We start from the raw sequence: 15,407 nt of genomic DNA, 5'->3' as shown, positions 1-15,407 counted from the left end.
GCCTTCCTGCTCTACCCGGCCGATGCTCAGCCTCACCGTATGGCGCTCTTCACTGAAGCTATCGGTGACGTGTATGTGCGCCTACTAAGTCACCAGGGAATCGCATCGGTCTGGCCTACAGAGAACGGCTGGGCTGGATCACCGGAGGCCGTGAGCGCCGGACTCGCTCAGAAGGAAGACTAGACAGCAACGTGCCGGGCGACACCACCGCACCGAACGGGCCGATCGGCCTCGTGTGCGGCGGGGTGGTGTTGCAGGCGCGCTGCGAACTCTTGTTCGCATGCGAGCGCGTGGCGACGGAAACTATTCCATTGCTGGACACTGTGTGATACAAAAATCCCCTTACGTCGCTGGGGGGTGGTGTGAGCCATGGCCGGTAACGCTTCGACGCTCCGTTTCAATTGCTTCCTCTTGCGGGAGGGGCTCGATTCATACGAGGAGGCTTTTCGGCCGCAGTATCGGCCGGGGAAGCCGAACGGTATGAGGAAGCTTGCTGACGCACCTTTGGCTCCAAAAGGGTGCGCGGCTTACCTAAGGGATATGTCGGAGAAGCAGCCGGCGTGGGCCAAGCTTCTCGCTCCCGTTTTCCAGGAACTTGAGGCGGTTCTAAACTATTCGAATCGGTTGGTCATTTTTCTCCCGGTGGCCCAACGAGTGTTTGCTGTCTGCTTCGGTTATGGAAGTAGCACTCTCGAATGGTCATGGGTCGAAGCGAATTTTGGTTTGAAGTTCGCGGCTCGCCGGTTCGACAGTCAGGCGATGAATGCGGTCGGTAGCCGCAGAATCGATGCTTCCTCCCGTTCGCAATGGGTGCAGATACCGGCTAACACGCGAATCAGCGACTTCGAGATTGAGCTGGACGGCGAGTTCACGAAGAAACTTGTTGGCAAGCTTGATGCGGGCTTGGACTTCCCTGACCTGGGAGCCGTAGTAGCGACAGACTCAGTCTCGTTCAAAGTTGACACGGACTTGAATAAGGTTCGCGAAATCTTGGGTAAGATGCTGGAAACCGCGGAAAGCGGTACCGCTCATAAGGATCTAGCCTTCATCGACTCGCTTGAACCGCTGCGGGTCAAGAGCGAGATCGTGAAGGACCTGGAGAAGCTCCTAGTGGATGAGCTTTTTGGTGAGCGTGCCCGGAAGCCGCAAGGGCAGCCACTGGCGCAGCTTACCGTTAGTGCGCTGAATGTTCACGTACTCTCGTTCGCTCCACCAGACGATGTTTCCGTAGAGAACGTGCACGACTTCCTCATCTATAGAGGCGACCTGGAGGAAACTTTCGAGGCGATGGGCCTCGACGCGCTACGGGCTGCTCTGTTCTCATTCCCGGGTAAATTTGGTGTCTCTTGCTTGAGTGACATTAAAATATTGGCTCGTGATGCGAATGGTGATTCGGCGAGTCCGGCTAAGCCGTTGAAGCATTGGCTTGTTTTCGAGGCGGGCGATCAGCACAGGCGCTATCTTCTGACGCTAGGCAAATGGTATGCGCTTGCGGAGAAGTACACGGAAAAGCTCGATCAGGATTTGTCCCTCCTTGAGGATGTCACGGACGCTCTACAGTTGATATCTTGGGACGACTGGGGTGCGCAAAACAATTGGGAGAAGCACTACAATCGCAATGCAGTAAAAGGTCGTTCAGATCTAATCTGCCTCGACAGGGAAAAGCTGTACAGTGAAGACGGTGACGAGATCGAGGCGTGCGACTTGCTGCATGTCGATGGGTATTTTGTGCATGTCAAACCCTACTCGGGGAGCCAGACCCTAAGTCATCTCTTCTCTCAGGGATTCGTGTCGGCGCAAACTATAATCGTTGACGCCAAATATCGAAGCGATTTCATTGAGGCCGTAAGATCAATCAATCCTGACCTTGTTGAGGCCGCATCTCAAGTGCCGCCCAAGTTCGTCACATACGTTGTTGCCTTCGACGGGAGTCAGCGCATACCGCAGGATTTGCCAACCTTCAGTAAAGTCAATCTACGGAGCTTCAGTAAGCGCGTAAAGATGCTCGGTTCAGTGCCGACCCTTGCCCGTATACAAATGACATTCAAGCGAGAAAAGAAGAAGTAGGGCCCGCGGCGTTGAGCGGCCGGCCAGGCCTCCGGTCCGCGTGTGGCGCGGCCATGCGACCCTTGGCAGCGAACAATGGAGCGATGCGAGAGGGGCAGAGGTGCCGGAGGCCAGTCCGCGCGGAACCTACCTGATCATTGCCGAGACGCTGCGAAGCGAGATCCAGGCGGAGGGTGGCAGGGATACCTTGCCCTCGGAAGCCGACCTGATGGACTCGCACAGCGTCTCCCGGAACACGATCCGCCGCGCGCTCAAGGTTCTCGAAGCTGACGGGGTTGTCGAGTCCGCCCCCGGGATCGGGTGGCGCGTAGTCCGAGGGGGTGACCGGCGGTCGCTCGCGGAGCGCATGACGGACGTGATCAAAGAGGATTCACTCTCAGTAGGAGACGCATACCCGTCCGAAGCGAAGCTGTGTGAGCGGTTTGGAGCGTCCCGGACCGCCGTGCGCCGTGTCCTTGCTCAGATGGAGGGAAACGGCTTGCTCGCCACCGTGCACGGCAAGGGGCGGACCGTTCGCGCTCTCCCGGCGTCCGCCGCCCGGCCGTAGTCTTGGCCGCCATGGGACTGACTGAGTGGGCGTACACGCTCTCTAAATCGTTGCTTTCCGATCCGCTTCCGCGCCGGTGGGCGCACTCACTCGGGGTCGCCAAGCGGGCTCGCTCCCTGAGCCCGATCCTGGGGGACGACGCGGAGCTGTTGGAAGCGGCGGCCGTGCTGCATGACATCGGCTACTCGCCGGCCATTGCTGCCACGGGCTTCCATCCCTTGGACGGCGCCCGGTTCCTCAGGGATCAGGAAGGTGCAGACGAACGGGTTGTTCGTCTCGTGGCGCATCACTCCTGTGCCTTGCTGGAAGCGGAGGAACGCGGACTTCGTCAGGAACTTGAGGGCGAGTTCGAGCTAGAGCGTCCCGACCTGGTCGACGCCTTGCTGTACTGCGACATGACGACGACACCGGACGGGACGCGGACGACGCCGGCTGAGCGGCTGGATGAGATCGTGCAGCGATACGGCCCGGACACGATCGTTGGGCGGTTCATCCAACGCGCGGCCCCCGAAATCCATGCAGCGTCGAAGCGCATCGGGGATCGGATGGCGGAAGTCTCCGTTGGCGGTCAGCCGATGTAGGGCTCCCGCCGCGCGTTATCGAGGCCGTGCCTGATACGCAGCATCATCGAAGGGTGGATGTCTAGTCCGTCAAGGTCCGCCGGATCAATCCAGCGGACCTCTTTTGACTCGCTACTTGTGCGTAGCGAACCGCCGACTGGGTGGGCCCGGAAGCAGATGGAGAACTGTTGCCGGACCTCGCCGTCGTCGTACGCCAACACGTGCTCGGGGTCGGTGTAGAGCCCGACGATGTTGTCGACCTTAACGTCGATACCGGTCTCTTCCCGGACCTCGCGAACGGCCGTGTCCGCGATGCGCTCGCCGATGTCGTGACCACCACCGGGCAGGGCCCACAGGTCGTTGTCGGTCTTGTGGATGAGCAACAGCCGCCCCGCAGCGTCCCGGACAACCGCCGTCACAGACGGGACGACCGAGTTGGCCTTAGGGGCGTGAGGGTCGCGAAAGTAGTCAATCCGGCTCATCAGCGTGTGCCTTCCCAATCGGCGGGTGACGAGATCGGACGGGCCGACTGCCACACCTTTTCAACGCTTTCAGCGTAGGCGTCGAACAGTTCACCGCCGGGGACGCGTTGCAGATGGAGCACGGGAGCCATGTAGGCGCCGACCCCGTAGAGGTGGCCGTTCGCCAGCATCTCGTCATCGGCCCGGTAGATCGAGTTGTAGAGCGTGGTGCCGTGCAAGCGGAACTCGACACCGGGGAGGCCGAAGAGTGGGCCGTAGTTGATGAGGGCGTTGCGAACCTTGCCCGCCATTGCGGCGCCGATCCCTTCGTCCTCGCCGCGGACGGCCACGGCCGGCGACGTGGGCTCTCCCAGCATGAAGCGGATGGGTACTCCGTCGGCCGCCTTCTCCTTCACGATGCGATGAAACGTCGCGTCCTCGGTGAGCCAGAACCCCGAGTACACCAGTAGGTCAAACTGCCGGGTCGCCTTGGAGTACAGGTTCGTCCAAAGGGTCTGCATCACGACGGACCGGTGCGGATACAGCCTGACCAACTCTGCGTTGCCAGCGGCGGACACTTCGGCCGACGTCCGTTCGTCCGGCCAGAGGTAGGAGACTTCGCACTTCAAAAGTGAAGCGGTCGCGTACTGGAAGCGGCGATACGGCTTGCGCTCCGGGTCGTTGATCCAGCGCTCGACCGTCTTGGCCGAGACGCCGAGACATTCGGCCACCTCATCAAGGGTCAGACCCAAGTCGACTATCGCGCCGCGCAGTCGCTCGTTCGCCACGTCCAACCTCCGCTCACTCGGGACGACTTGGTACGACTTCACGCTAGCTAAGAACGACCTGAGTCGTACAGGTGCGAAGTCGAGCGTCGCGGTCGTCGGCGCCACTCTGTAGGTACATCGAGCGCGAGGGTCTCGCCGAACTCCACAAAGCCGAAGGGCTTGACGGGGCGAACCTTCCTCTGCAAGATGAGGAACATGTAATACATGTCCCTCATGCAGGGTCCGGAGAGCAAGGCCCGGATTCCGCCCTGCGAAGAACTCAACAGAGTGCCGACCCAGCCACCTGAACACGGGTGGTCGATGGGTGCGGGTCACCACCCCGACCGCCCATGTCGGGCCGGGTGACCTGCCCGACTCCGCCTCTCGGGGTGACAGTCGGCACTTCTTGAACCAAAGCCCGCAGAACCTTGACGAGGGCAGACCCTCGCGCCTGATCGCCCGCCCGATGCGCGGGCGCGCACCTCATCAATGACTTCCGGTACGGCGGCACTCCCGGACAAGGACAGCCCGCCGCGCCTGGTCTCTCTATCCCGACGCAGTCAGGAGTTCTCCCATGACCGAGCGCACGATTCCCGTGGACGTCTTCGGCCCGATCGCCCTGGATCTGACGATGAACACCGGCAGTATCCGCGTCGTCGTCGACCCCACGCTGAAGCAGGCGCGCATGGTGCTGACGACGGAGGCCGCTTCCGGCCCGTCGGCCGACGCGATTCGCGATACCACCGTCAGCCTCAACGGGCAGAGCCTCAGGGTCCGCGTCCCGGACGTCGCCGGCGCCATGGGCGGCACCACCACCATCAGCCGGGGCGGTTACACGATGACGTTCTCCGGCGGCAACGGCGTGCAGATCATCAACGGCAACGTCCACATCACCGGCCACGGCGGCGGCAAGGTGTTCGTCAACGGCCGCGAGGTCACCGCGACCGGTCCGGCCGGGGACGCGGTCACACCGATCAACGCCGAAGTCCACCTGCCCGCCAAGTCGGTGGCCGCGATCAGTACGCACACTGCGAACACCGTCGTCACGGGCGCGCTGGCCCGACTGGAGTACGACGGCACTTCCGGGATGCTGACCGCTGACCGCGTCGGCGACCTGGAAGCCACGGTCACCAGCGGCAGCGTCATCGTCGGCGAGGTGAGCGGCCCGCTAGACATCAGCCTCACGTCCGGCAGTGTCAACGTCGGCGCTTACAGCGGCCATCACGCCCGCCTGAACGTCACCTCCGGCAGCGTCCGCATGGCCGCGACCTCGCAGGCCAGCGGCCGTCTGGCCGTGAACGGCACATCCGGCAGCGTCCGCGTCACCGGCGCCGGTCACCTGAACGTCCGCCGCCGGGTGACCAGCGGCCACGTGCAGATCAGCTAACCCTCTCCCTCGCCCCTCGCGGGGCGGTCGCACTCCCGGACAGGACAGCCGACCGCCCCGCGCCCTTCCCGACGTATCAAGGAGAGACCCACCATGCGTATGCGCACCTTCGTCGCCGGACAGGAAGCCCACGGCGACATCGAGTTCGCGGAACTGGCGCTCGGTATCGACGTCGACCTGTTCCGGGGCCCGCTGGAGGCCGAGACGGACGGCGAGCGTGCCGCCCGCGAGGACGCGGCCCGTGACGTCCTCGCCGACCTGCGGGCGGAGGCGGAGGCCGGTGACGAGATCGCCGGTTGGGACGCCCTGTACGCCGACGCGCTGACCCGTACGGTGCCGTTCCTGCGCTCCGTGCGCGGCCACCGGTCGGGGACGGGGGAAGCGGCGTGAACGAGACCCGCAAGCCTCTGACAAAGGTTCAGATCGGGGTCCTGACCGCTGCGTTCGCGCCGATGCTCGCCACGGGCGTGGTCGGCGGGATCGGCACGTACAGCAACATCGGGCACGCCTACGGCACGGGGACCGCGCTCGGTGCGCTCGGTGCCGGCGAGGGCGCCACGGCCGTACTCGCCCTGGTCCTGTTGGGGCTGACCATGTTGGGCCAGTCCTCGCCGCGCATCGTCCGGATCGGACTGTGGGCGCTTCCGGCCGCCGCCGCCGTCATGGGCGCCATGGCCGCGCCCGACCCGGGGCGGACCGTGATCTACGCCCTGACCCCGATGGGCATGTCTGTGTCAGCGGAGGGCATGGCGTTCCTCGCCCGCCGGATCGTCGTCCACACCGACGGCCGGGACGCGGAGAACGAGCGGCGCACCGCCGACATCGTTCAGGCCCTCGCCTACCACCGCGCCCGTGCCGCTCATCACCCGGTCGACCGGGTCAGGAAGCGGTCCGATCGGGCGTCGTGGCGTCTGGCCCGCAAGGTCGGGGTCGGGGACGCGGCGCTCGGATCGAGGCTGTTGGATGTCCAGCGCGACCGGATCACGGACGGGGCGGATGCCGCCCTCGCGTCGATGTTCGGCGGCACCGCCCCCGCCCTCGCCCCGATTCTCGACACGGACGCGAATGCGGAGGAATCTACCGAGACCGTGAGGAATCGGTCTACGGCTGATCTGCGGGAATCGACCTCGGCGCCGTCGGTGGTGCTGTCCCGGCTGTCGGTGCCTGATTCGATGGCGGTCGACTTCGTGAAGCCGACTCTCCCGCTCAAGCCGGTGGCCGCGATCGCCCCGGCGGTCGACCCGGTCAAGGCCGATCCTGCGCCGACCGGACGTCGGGCGGTGGCGGCCGACTCCCCCCGATCCCGTCGGGCGACCGGCCGGGTTCCGGAGGTGGCACGGTCGCCCCGGCCGAAGCGCACGACGGAACAGCTGCTCGCTGAGGCCCGTACCGCTACGGCCGATTGGCCCGCCGACCGGATCACGGCGGAGGGCATCCGCCGCACGGTCCGCACCTCGCCGGCGAACGCGCGGATGCTGCGGGACACGATCCTTGCCGAGCGGGCAGAGAGCAATGGCGAGGTGGCTGCATGACTGCCCGCAACAAGCGCCGTCAGCCGGCCGGGGACATGTTCCCCGGCATGGCCGACCGCATCGTCGGCCGCCCCCCGAAAGCGGACGTCGAGCCGGAAGCCATGACCCTGGATCAAGCGATCCTCCGATCATTCGCGATCCTGGATCGGGTCCTGAACGCCTTCCCGGTGGTGGCCACGATCGGACTGTTCTCCGGCGGGAACGACTCGGTGGTCGTCAACCACCTCTTCCGCCGCCGGGTGGATGCAATCGCCCACGTCAACACAGGTACCGGCATTCCGGAGACCACTCAGCACGTGCGCGATGTGGTCGCCTCGTGGGGCTTGCCCTTGCATGAACTCCGCCCCAAGCACAGCTATCGGGACTTGGTCCTCGGGCGGGTGTTGTCTACGCGGGGCAAGAACATCGGGCGGCAGGTATGGAAGGGCTTCCCCGGCCCGGCAGGACATTCGGTGATGTATCGCCGACTGAAGGACGAACCGCTTCAGCGTCTGCGAGGACAGATCATCGGCAGGCAAGGGCGTAGCCGCAACGTCGTTTACCTGGGCGGCATGCGATGGGCGGAGACCGACCGGCGGTTCCGCAACGCCGAAGAGGTCGACCGCGAGGGCGCCCTGATCTGGGTGTCCCCGATCGTGCATTGGACCGACGCCCACATGCGCGAATACCGGGACCGGCACCGCTGCAACCTGCCGCACGAGCATGCCCCACACCTGTTGTGCACTCCTGAAGCGCTGCCGCTGAACGAGGTCACCGTTCACCTGCACATGTCCGGGGAATGCCTGTGCGGGGCGTTCGCTAAGCCCGGCGAACTCGATGAGATCGAGTTCTTCTACCCCCACGCGACCAAGCCACTGCGGGAGTTGGAGCGCGAGGCGGAAGCAACCGGGCTGATCGCATGCAAGTGGGGCGAGCGCCCGCCTGGCTCGCGCCGACGCCGGTCCGCTGGGCGGCTGTGCGCTAAGTGCGACGTCATCGACGGTCAAACCGATCTGCTCAGCGAATGGCGTGACACCGGCCTGATCACCCCCAACCAGTTCGCAACCTTCACCCGCGCCGACGAACAGCGCGCCGCCTGAACCACCCAACTTGCGTGTTCATCCACGGCCACGGCTCCGCCCTAGACGGCTTGAGGTCGAACCCGGCGTCGACTGGGAGGGCACCGCACACGTCGGTGGCCGCGTCTCCAAGAGCCACCAGAACCTGACCCTGACGGAAACCTCGGGCCCGGCCGCCCACCTCCTACAGCGTCCGGCCGGGCCCACCCTCCATGCATCTGGAAGGAAGTCTCAGTGAAGCACCCCGACGACGACAACGAACTGTTCAACCGGCTGGAAGCCGAGATGACGGCCGACTCCGGGGCCGATGTGGTCGACCTCGACAAGGCCCGGGCCGCGCGTGAGTCGACCCCGACCGACCCGGCATCGGATGACCCGACCACGGCCGTCATGGTCGACCGACCCGCCCCGACCGCGACCGGTCCGGGCTACCTGGGTCGACTGGCCGCCGCGAAGCGCCGGGACGTGGTCCCGGTCTGGTTGCGGTCGACTGCCGAACTGCGCACCGCCGCCGCATGGGTGGCCCGCCACTACGCCCACTCGGTCGGCTATCACGCGCTGCGCTCCCCGATCTACGCCGCCCGCCTGACCCTGCAAGCCCCCGCGGGGGCCGCGAAGTTCGTGGGCGGCACGATGCGGTGGGCGGCCGACCGCGAGGGCGAACCGGTCCGCCTCGCCGCCGTGCGGCGCGAGGACGCGGCGGAGTACCTGAAGCTGTCGCGGCAGCGTGACGGCCGGGTCCGGCTGCGCACCCTCGTCGCCGTGCTGGCGATGTTCGTCGGGCTGGGTGCCGCGCTCGCCATCTACGTGCTCGCCCCCGACTGGCTTCAGGCGCTGTCGGTCGGCGCGGTGGTGCTCGCGCTCGGCTACGCCGGCCGCAAGGCGGATGACCCGGTCATCCATCGGGCGGTGGAATTGCCCACGGCGTCCAAGCTCACCTCGGACATCGTGCTGCGGGCGCTCGGCTCGCTCGGCATCCCTGCGATCAACCAGGCGCAGGGCAAGGGCCGGGACGGGTTCGAGTTCACCGCCCCGATCACCCGGGACGGCCCCGGTTGGCGTGCGGAGGGCAACCTCCCCTTCGGAGTGACGGTGACGGACATCATCGAGCGGCGCGAGCGGCTCGCCTCGGGTCTGCGCCGCCCGCTCGGGTGCGTGTGGCCGGAAGCCGTACCGAACGAGCACACCGGGCACCTCGTGCTGTGGGTCGGCGACCAGGACATGTCCAAGGCCAAGAAGCCCGTCTGGCCACTGCTCAAGTCCGGTTCGGTCGACCTGTTCAAGCCGGTCGCGTTCGGCACCGACCAGCGCGGACGCTGGGTCGAGATCACGCTCATGTACATCGCGGCCGTCATCGGCGCGATCCCACGCATGGGCAAAACCTTCCTGCTCCGTCTCCTGCTGCTCATCGCGGCGTTGGACCCGCGTGCTGAGCTGCACACCTACGACCTCAAGGGCACCGGCGACCTTGACCCGGTCGGCAACGCCGTGAGCTACCGGCACCGCGCCGGGGACGAAGAGGAGGACATCGAGTACGCGGTGCGGGACCTGCGCGCGCTGCGCGAGGAACTGCGGCGCCGCGCGAAGATGATCCGCTCACTGCCCCGGGACATCTGCCCCGAGTCCAAGGTGACGTCGGAGCTGGCGAACAAGACGTCGCTGGGACTGCACCCGATCGTGGTCGGGGTGGATGAGTGCCAGGTCTGGTTCGAGCACGACAAGTACGGCAAGGAACTCGAAGAGATCTGCACTGACCTGGTCAAACGCGGTCCGGCGACCGGGATCGTGCTGCTTCTCGCGACGCAGCGCCCGGACGCGAAGGCGCTGCCCACGGGCATCAGCGCGAACGCGTCGGCCCGGTTCTGCCTGAAGGTCATGGGCCAGTTGGAGAACGACATGGTGCTCGGCACGTCGGCCTACAAGCGGGGTGTGCGCGCCACCATGTTCAGTTGGGCCGACAAGGGCATTCACTACTTCGTCGGCGAGGGCTCAGACGCCCGGATCGTCGGTTCCGTGTACGTGGACGCCCCGGCCGCCGAAGCCATCGGCGCCCGCGCCCGCAAGGCCCGCGAACTCGCCGGCACGCTGTCCGGCTACGCGCTCGGGGAAGAGCCGCAGCCGGACGAGAGCGCGGCGTATGACCTGCTGCGTGACATCCTCGCCGTCGTGGCGGCCGATGAGCCCAAGGTGTGGTCCGAAACCGTCGTCGCCCGCCTCGCCGAACTGCGGCCGGAGGTCTACGACGGCTGGGACCCCGAAGGACTCGCCGCCGCCCTGAAGCCGCACGGCATCGCCACCATCCAGGTGGGCCGCCGCGTCAACGGCAAGGTCGTCAACCGGCGCGGCATCGACCGCTCCCACATCGTCACGGTGATTGCGGAGCGTGACGGAAACCGGGACGCGGGCTGACGCTCCGGGGCCGCTAGCGCTAGCGGCACACCCCGCTAACGTTAGCGGCCCCGCTAGCGCCCCAAACCCGCCCTGATCAGGCCGCTAGCGGATAGCGGCCCACCTGCGGAAACCCTCGAAAACCGCCCCGGAGGGCCCCTCGTGACCCCCATCCTCCTTGCTATCGCCTGCCTACTCGTCATCACGCTCGGTTACGCCGGGCTGTGTGCGGCCTCGCCGTTCGGCGACTGCCGCAAGTGCCACGGCATGGGCCACAAGCTCAAGCACGACCGCAAGGGCCGGTTGAAGCGCGGCAAGGACTGCCGCCGCTGCAAGGCGACCGGCAAGCGCATACGCGTAGGCCGCTGGCTCTACAACCGCTGGGCCCGCATCTACCGCGCCGGCACCGACACCCCCTGACCGGAAGGCTCCTCATGGTCCTCAACATCTCCGCCGTCCTGCTGTTCGGCGCCGCGTCCGCCCTCGCCGTCAAGACCAAGTCCGCCGGGGGCGGTTCCGCCATCGTCCTGTTCCTGTTCGGGTTCTTCGTCGCCGGGACCGGCGCATACGAGCCCATCCACAACCTCGTGCAGGCGTCCGCCGACGCCCTCTCCGCACTCGGCAAGTGAGAGGAGACCGACCCGTGAACGAACACCTCCCGACCCTGCGGCCGGACACGTCCACCGCTCCGGCGTACGACCCGGCATCGCTGGACCTGTACGCACCCGCCCCGGCCGCCGTCGAACTCGCCGCCGAACGCGGCCCGGTCGTCTGGGTGCCCGACGCCTACGGCCGCATGGTCCCCATGCCCAAGCACCTCGCCCCGCTGCCCTTGGCCATGCCGGAGCCGCGCGACCTGACCCCACTTCCCCTGCTTGACCCGATTGCTCAGCGCTTCGTCGGCGCAGGGATCGGCGGGGGCGCCCTCGCGGCCGGCGTCGGCTGGGGTGTGGGCGAGGTCATCAACGCCGCCGCCGGGTTCACCTCCGGTGCCGCGATGTGGATCGCCCTTGCCGTCCTCGCCTGGCGCATGCCCGTGCGCGCCATGACCGGCGGGCGCAACGGCAGCACGGTCAACATCCGCAAGGCCGTGATCAAGCGCAGCACCTTCAACGGCTGAGGAGGCCAACACCCGTGATCCGTCTGCGCATTCAGGTCGCCCACTGGCCCCGCCGGGCCCTGGTCCTGACCGACACGCCCCGCCCCGACTGCCGCGACTGCGAGGGCATCGGCGGCTTCGAGTACGACTACGGCGACCACAACGGCGAGTATGCCGGTACCGACTGGGACCCCTGCGGTTGCTGGAACGAGAACCGTCGCTGGCCGCTGCTTCCCCTGCCGCGTCGGCCCCGGTGGCTGCGCCGGCGCCACACCGTCCGTGACCCGTGGGGGCCGGACGGCTACAGCGACGAACCGCCCTTCTAGCTTCGCCCGTGGGCGGCGGCACTCCCGGACAAGGACAGCCCGCCGCCCACGGTCTCCGTATCCAGACGTAGCAGAACAGGAGACCTACAGCATGACACCTGACTGCAAGGCCCGGCGGCCCGCCGGCGGGAATCACCCGGACGGGAGCCACCTGCGCACCGCCCTCGCCCTCGCGGCGGCCGGGGTCCCGGTCCTGCCCCTGCGGGCGGGCAAGGTCCCGTTCGGCAACTGCCGTACATGCAAGGGGAATGCGTGCGGCGGACGGCCCAACATGAAGACGGCGGGCCCCTGCGTATGCCCTGCCCCGTGCCACGCGTGGGCCGCCGCGACGACCGACCGGGACGTCCTCGCCTCACCAGTGTGGGCGCCGGTGTGGCGTGAGGCGGTGGCGGTCGCCTACCACCCCGGCGGGGCCGGGCTGACCGTGGTCGACCTCGACAACGCCGCGGCCGTCGCATGGGCCCGCGAGACCCTGCCCGCCACCCGAACCGTGCCGACGACGCGCGGCGAACACTGGCTCTACCGGGGCGCCATGCCGTCATCGAACGCAGTCCGGCCGGGCGTCGACATCAAGTCCCTCATTCAGTACGCCCGTTGGCTCGGACCCGGAACCGGCCCCATGGCCGTCCTCCCGGCGGCCGTGCGCGCCCTGGTCGTGAAGGAAGACACCACCCCCGCCCGGCGCGGGGTGGTGTCTTCTCTCCCCGCCCGCGCCCTGTGGTCGCGGCAGGTGGCCACCGGGTGCCGCCACACCGAGCGCTATGTCCGCACCGGACTGGAACGCGGCCTTGCCCTGGTTCGGGCCCGCACCGAATCCGGCGCCGGATCACAGGCGTTCGGCGTCGCCCGGTTCCTCGCCGCCCAGCACACCGCATGCCCGGGACCGTGCGGCCTCGCCGCGATCGGCGAGGAGATCGTGATGGCCGCCGTCTCCGTGGGGGTCCCGGAAGCTTACGCGCGTCGCGCGGTCGCCAACGGCCTTGAGGCGGCTGTGGAGTGCGCGGCATGAACAAAGCATCCCGAACCCTCATGAAAGGCCCTCAGGGCGCCGTACAGCGCCCGCCACGGCCGCGCGTAGGCGAACCGAAGGTCGCCGCCCGCAAGGGCGTCCTTTCTGTCGTTCGTTCTGACCCGCAGACGGTCACGGTCACCGGCATCACCCCGGGGCTTCAGATCCAGTGCGAGGGCGTACCCGTCGCGGACTGGCTCTGTGCCTGCGGGCACCACGAACGCGCCCGGGGTCGCGCCGCCGTCGCCAGGCTGACCGCCCGCGTCCGCATCGACGTCTGCCCCCACACCACCACCGCCGAAGGGAGGGCCGCCTCATGACTCCACAGCCTGTGGACAGCCCCGACCTGTGGGCCGGACTGCCCACCCTGGAAGACCCGCACGGCGAGGACGACGCGGCACCGGACGTGTGGGAGAACCCCATGCCCCTCACCGGACGCCGCGAGCGTCCCCCGTTCCCCGCCCACGTCCTCCCTGCCTGGCTGGGAGAGTTTGTGACGGCCGTCGCGGAAGAGACGCAGACCCCCGTGGACCTCGCCGGATCGATCGCCCTCGCCGTGCTCGCCACGGCGGCCGGCGGCCGGTCGGTGGTCCACGTACGCGGTAACTGGCGCGAGCCCACCAACCTCTACACCGTGGTGGCCCTCCCGCCCGCCAACCGCAAGTCCGCCGTCTTCGCCCTGCTGACCAACCCCCTCTACGAGGCGGAAAAGCAGCTCAAGACGGCCATGAAGCCCGTGATCGTGGAAGCGGAACTCACGGCGCGGTTGGCCAAGGAAGCGGCCGACAAAGCCGCCGCCAAGGCCGCGTCCGCCGACGGCGACAAGCGCGATGACATGGTGGCCACCGCCGTGGGCCTCGCGCAGACCGCCGACACGCTCACCGTCCCCGCCGAACCGGTCCTGTTGGCGGACGACTCGACACCCGAGACGGTCACCTCGCTCATGGCCGAACAGGGCGGCCGACTGTCGGTGATGAGCGCTGAGGGCGGCATCTTCGACATCATCGCCGGCCGCTACTCAGGCGCCCCCAATATGGAGGTGTTCCTCAAGGGGCATGCCGGGGACCGGCTGCGGGTGAACCGGCAGACCCGCCGCGAGTACATCGACGCCCCCGCGCTGACCATCGGCCTCGCCGTGCAGCCGGATGTGTTGCGGGACATCGGGAAGGTGAAGGGGTTCGATGGACGCGGACTGTTGGCCCGCTTCCTGTACTCCCTGCCGGTGTCCACGGTCGGTGACCGCGAGATCATCACCGACCCGGTGCCGGAAGAGACGGCCGCCGCCTACACCGCCCGCGTCATCGACCTCGCCCTGTCCCTGGCGGAGTGGACGGACCCGGCCGTCATCCAGCTCACCCCGGACGCGGACGCGGCCTTGATCGCCTATCAGAAGCGCATCGAACCGCAGCTCAAGGCGCGCGGCGGCAAGCTGGGCCACATCTCAAATTGGGCCGGAAAGCTGGCCGGGGCGACCGCCCGCATGGCCGCGTTGCTGCACCTCGCCGAACACGGCGGCAACGGCTACGCCCACCCCGTCACCGAAGACACTATGCGAGCGGCGATCGAGCTGGGGGAGTACTACACCGCCCATGCCCTCGCCGTGTTCGACGTCATGGGCGCCGATCCGGTCCTGTCCCGCGCCCGCAGCGTGCTGGAAGCGCTGAGGGACAACGGGTGGGAGGACGTCAGCCGACGGGACGTCTTCAGCGTCCTGTCCCGCAGCGAGGTGCCGACCGTTGCCGACCTCGAACCGGCCCTTGCGTTGCTGGAAGACCACGGATACCTGCGGTCCTACCAACCCGAGCGCACGGGCAAGCGCGGACGCCCCCCGGCGCCCCGTCTACAGGCCCACCCGTCCCTGCGCCACGGCGGCCGGTGACCCCGCCCGCGCACACAACCCCCCTCGCACAAACCGCGAAATCGCAGAAAACCCCGGACACCCCCGCTGACCTGCGACGGACCCCACGCCGACCCCGGACGGGGTCCCGTCGCACAATCCCGCGATATTCCGCAAAAAACCGAGCACCACCCCCGCACCCGGCGGCCGGCCGACGGCCGCCCCTGATTTTCGCGGAATATCGCGGGTTTCTGCGGAGCACCGCCCACCACCACCCGCACACCACAACACCGCAGGTCAACGACCCTCCCCCGGGTTTCTGTGGATATTGCGGTTTGTGCGGCGGCACCTGCCCATGAACTCAGCCCC

Annotated in this window: 16 protein-coding genes; 14 read left to right on the top strand and 2 right to left on the bottom strand. The window is 67.4% G+C overall.

The window, feature by feature from the left end:
• Positions 1–369: 369 nt before the first annotated feature.
• The 3 genes from ACPT94_RS22380 (at position 370) to ACPT94_RS22370 (ending at position 3,195) form a co-directional block, all read left to right on the top strand.
• Complete coding sequence (locus tag ACPT94_RS22380; protein ID WP_425246664.1) at positions 370–2,067, top strand: DUF6119 family protein; 1,698 nt, start codon at positions 370–372, stop codon at positions 2,065–2,067.
• A 100-nt stretch (positions 2,068–2,167) separates the two neighbouring features.
• Positions 2,168–2,614, top strand: a complete 447-nt coding sequence (locus ACPT94_RS22375; RefSeq protein WP_425246663.1) for a GntR family transcriptional regulator — start codon at positions 2,168–2,170, stop codon at positions 2,612–2,614.
• An 11-nt stretch (positions 2,615–2,625) separates the two neighbouring features.
• A complete protein-coding gene (locus tag ACPT94_RS22370) occupies positions 2,626–3,195 on the top strand; it encodes an HD domain-containing protein (RefSeq protein WP_425246662.1) in 570 nt (189 codons plus the stop codon).
• On the opposite strand, the gene ACPT94_RS22365 is transcribed toward ACPT94_RS22370, so the two are convergent.
• Both ACPT94_RS22365 and ACPT94_RS22360 read right to left on the bottom strand, forming a co-directional pair.
• Positions 3,183–3,656 carry an NUDIX domain-containing protein gene (locus ACPT94_RS22365; protein WP_425246661.1) on the bottom strand — a complete coding sequence of 158 codons (474 nt, stop codon included), beginning with the start codon at positions 3,654–3,656 and terminating at the stop codon, positions 3,183–3,185. The two genes, ACPT94_RS22370 and ACPT94_RS22365, sit on opposite strands and share 13 nt — an antisense overlap.
• Complete coding sequence (locus ACPT94_RS22360; protein WP_425246660.1) at positions 3,656–4,423, bottom strand: helix-turn-helix domain-containing protein; 768 nt, start codon at positions 4,421–4,423, stop codon at positions 3,656–3,658. The genes ACPT94_RS22365 and ACPT94_RS22360 overlap by 1 nt, the downstream gene beginning before the upstream one ends.
• Positions 4,424–4,976: 553 nt before the next feature.
• Between ACPT94_RS22360 and ACPT94_RS22355 the strand changes: the two genes are divergently transcribed.
• From ACPT94_RS22355 to ACPT94_RS22305, 11 genes are all read left to right on the top strand, one after another.
• Complete coding sequence (locus tag ACPT94_RS22355) at positions 4,977–5,789, top strand: DUF4097 family beta strand repeat-containing protein (protein ID WP_425246659.1); 813 nt, start codon at positions 4,977–4,979, stop codon at positions 5,787–5,789.
• A gap of 99 nt (positions 5,790–5,888) precedes the next feature.
• Positions 5,889–6,179, top strand: a complete 291-nt coding sequence (locus tag ACPT94_RS22350) for a hypothetical protein (protein WP_425246710.1) — start codon at positions 5,889–5,891, stop codon at positions 6,177–6,179.
• Positions 6,176–7,321, top strand: coding sequence for a conjugal transfer protein (locus tag ACPT94_RS22345; RefSeq protein ID WP_425246658.1), 1,146 nt, complete (start codon positions 6,176–6,178; stop codon positions 7,319–7,321). The genes ACPT94_RS22350 and ACPT94_RS22345 overlap by 4 nt, the downstream gene beginning before the upstream one ends.
• On the top strand, positions 7,318–8,400 hold the full coding sequence (locus tag ACPT94_RS22340; protein WP_425246657.1) for a phosphoadenosine phosphosulfate reductase domain-containing protein: 1,083 nt from the start codon (positions 7,318–7,320) through the stop codon (positions 8,398–8,400). The genes ACPT94_RS22345 and ACPT94_RS22340 overlap by 4 nt, the downstream gene beginning before the upstream one ends.
• 213 nt (positions 8,401–8,613) lie before the next feature.
• On the top strand, positions 8,614–10,788 hold the full coding sequence (locus ACPT94_RS22335; protein ID WP_425246656.1) for a cell division protein FtsK: 2,175 nt from the start codon (positions 8,614–8,616) through the stop codon (positions 10,786–10,788).
• A 141-nt stretch (positions 10,789–10,929) separates the two neighbouring features.
• Complete coding sequence (locus ACPT94_RS22330; RefSeq protein ID WP_425246655.1) at positions 10,930–11,187, top strand: hypothetical protein; 258 nt, start codon at positions 10,930–10,932, stop codon at positions 11,185–11,187.
• A gap of 14 nt (positions 11,188–11,201) precedes the next feature.
• Positions 11,202–11,396 (top strand): hypothetical protein, encoded by a 195-nt coding sequence (locus ACPT94_RS22325; RefSeq protein WP_030585650.1) that lies wholly within the window; start codon positions 11,202–11,204, stop codon positions 11,394–11,396.
• A 14-nt stretch (positions 11,397–11,410) separates the two neighbouring features.
• Positions 11,411–11,887 carry a hypothetical protein gene (locus ACPT94_RS22320; RefSeq protein WP_425246654.1) on the top strand — a complete coding sequence of 159 codons (477 nt, stop codon included), beginning with the start codon at positions 11,411–11,413 and terminating at the stop codon, positions 11,885–11,887.
• A 14-nt stretch (positions 11,888–11,901) separates the two neighbouring features.
• On the top strand, positions 11,902–12,192 hold the full coding sequence (locus ACPT94_RS22315) for a hypothetical protein (RefSeq protein WP_425246653.1): 291 nt from the start codon (positions 11,902–11,904) through the stop codon (positions 12,190–12,192).
• A gap of 91 nt (positions 12,193–12,283) precedes the next feature.
• A complete protein-coding gene (locus ACPT94_RS22310) occupies positions 12,284–13,201 on the top strand; it encodes a bifunctional DNA primase/polymerase (RefSeq protein WP_425246652.1) in 918 nt (305 codons plus the stop codon).
• A 316-nt stretch (positions 13,202–13,517) separates the two neighbouring features.
• Positions 13,518–15,080, top strand: coding sequence for a YfjI family protein (locus ACPT94_RS22305; RefSeq protein ID WP_425246651.1), 1,563 nt, complete (start codon positions 13,518–13,520; stop codon positions 15,078–15,080).
• The last annotated feature ends 327 nt before the right edge of the window (positions 15,081–15,407 follow it).

Source organism: Streptomyces aurantiaciflavus (assembly GCF_049808595.1).
Lineage (GTDB): Bacteria > Actinomycetota > Actinomycetes > Streptomycetales > Streptomycetaceae > Streptomyces.
This window is presented reverse-complemented; position numbering and strand designations above follow the sequence as displayed.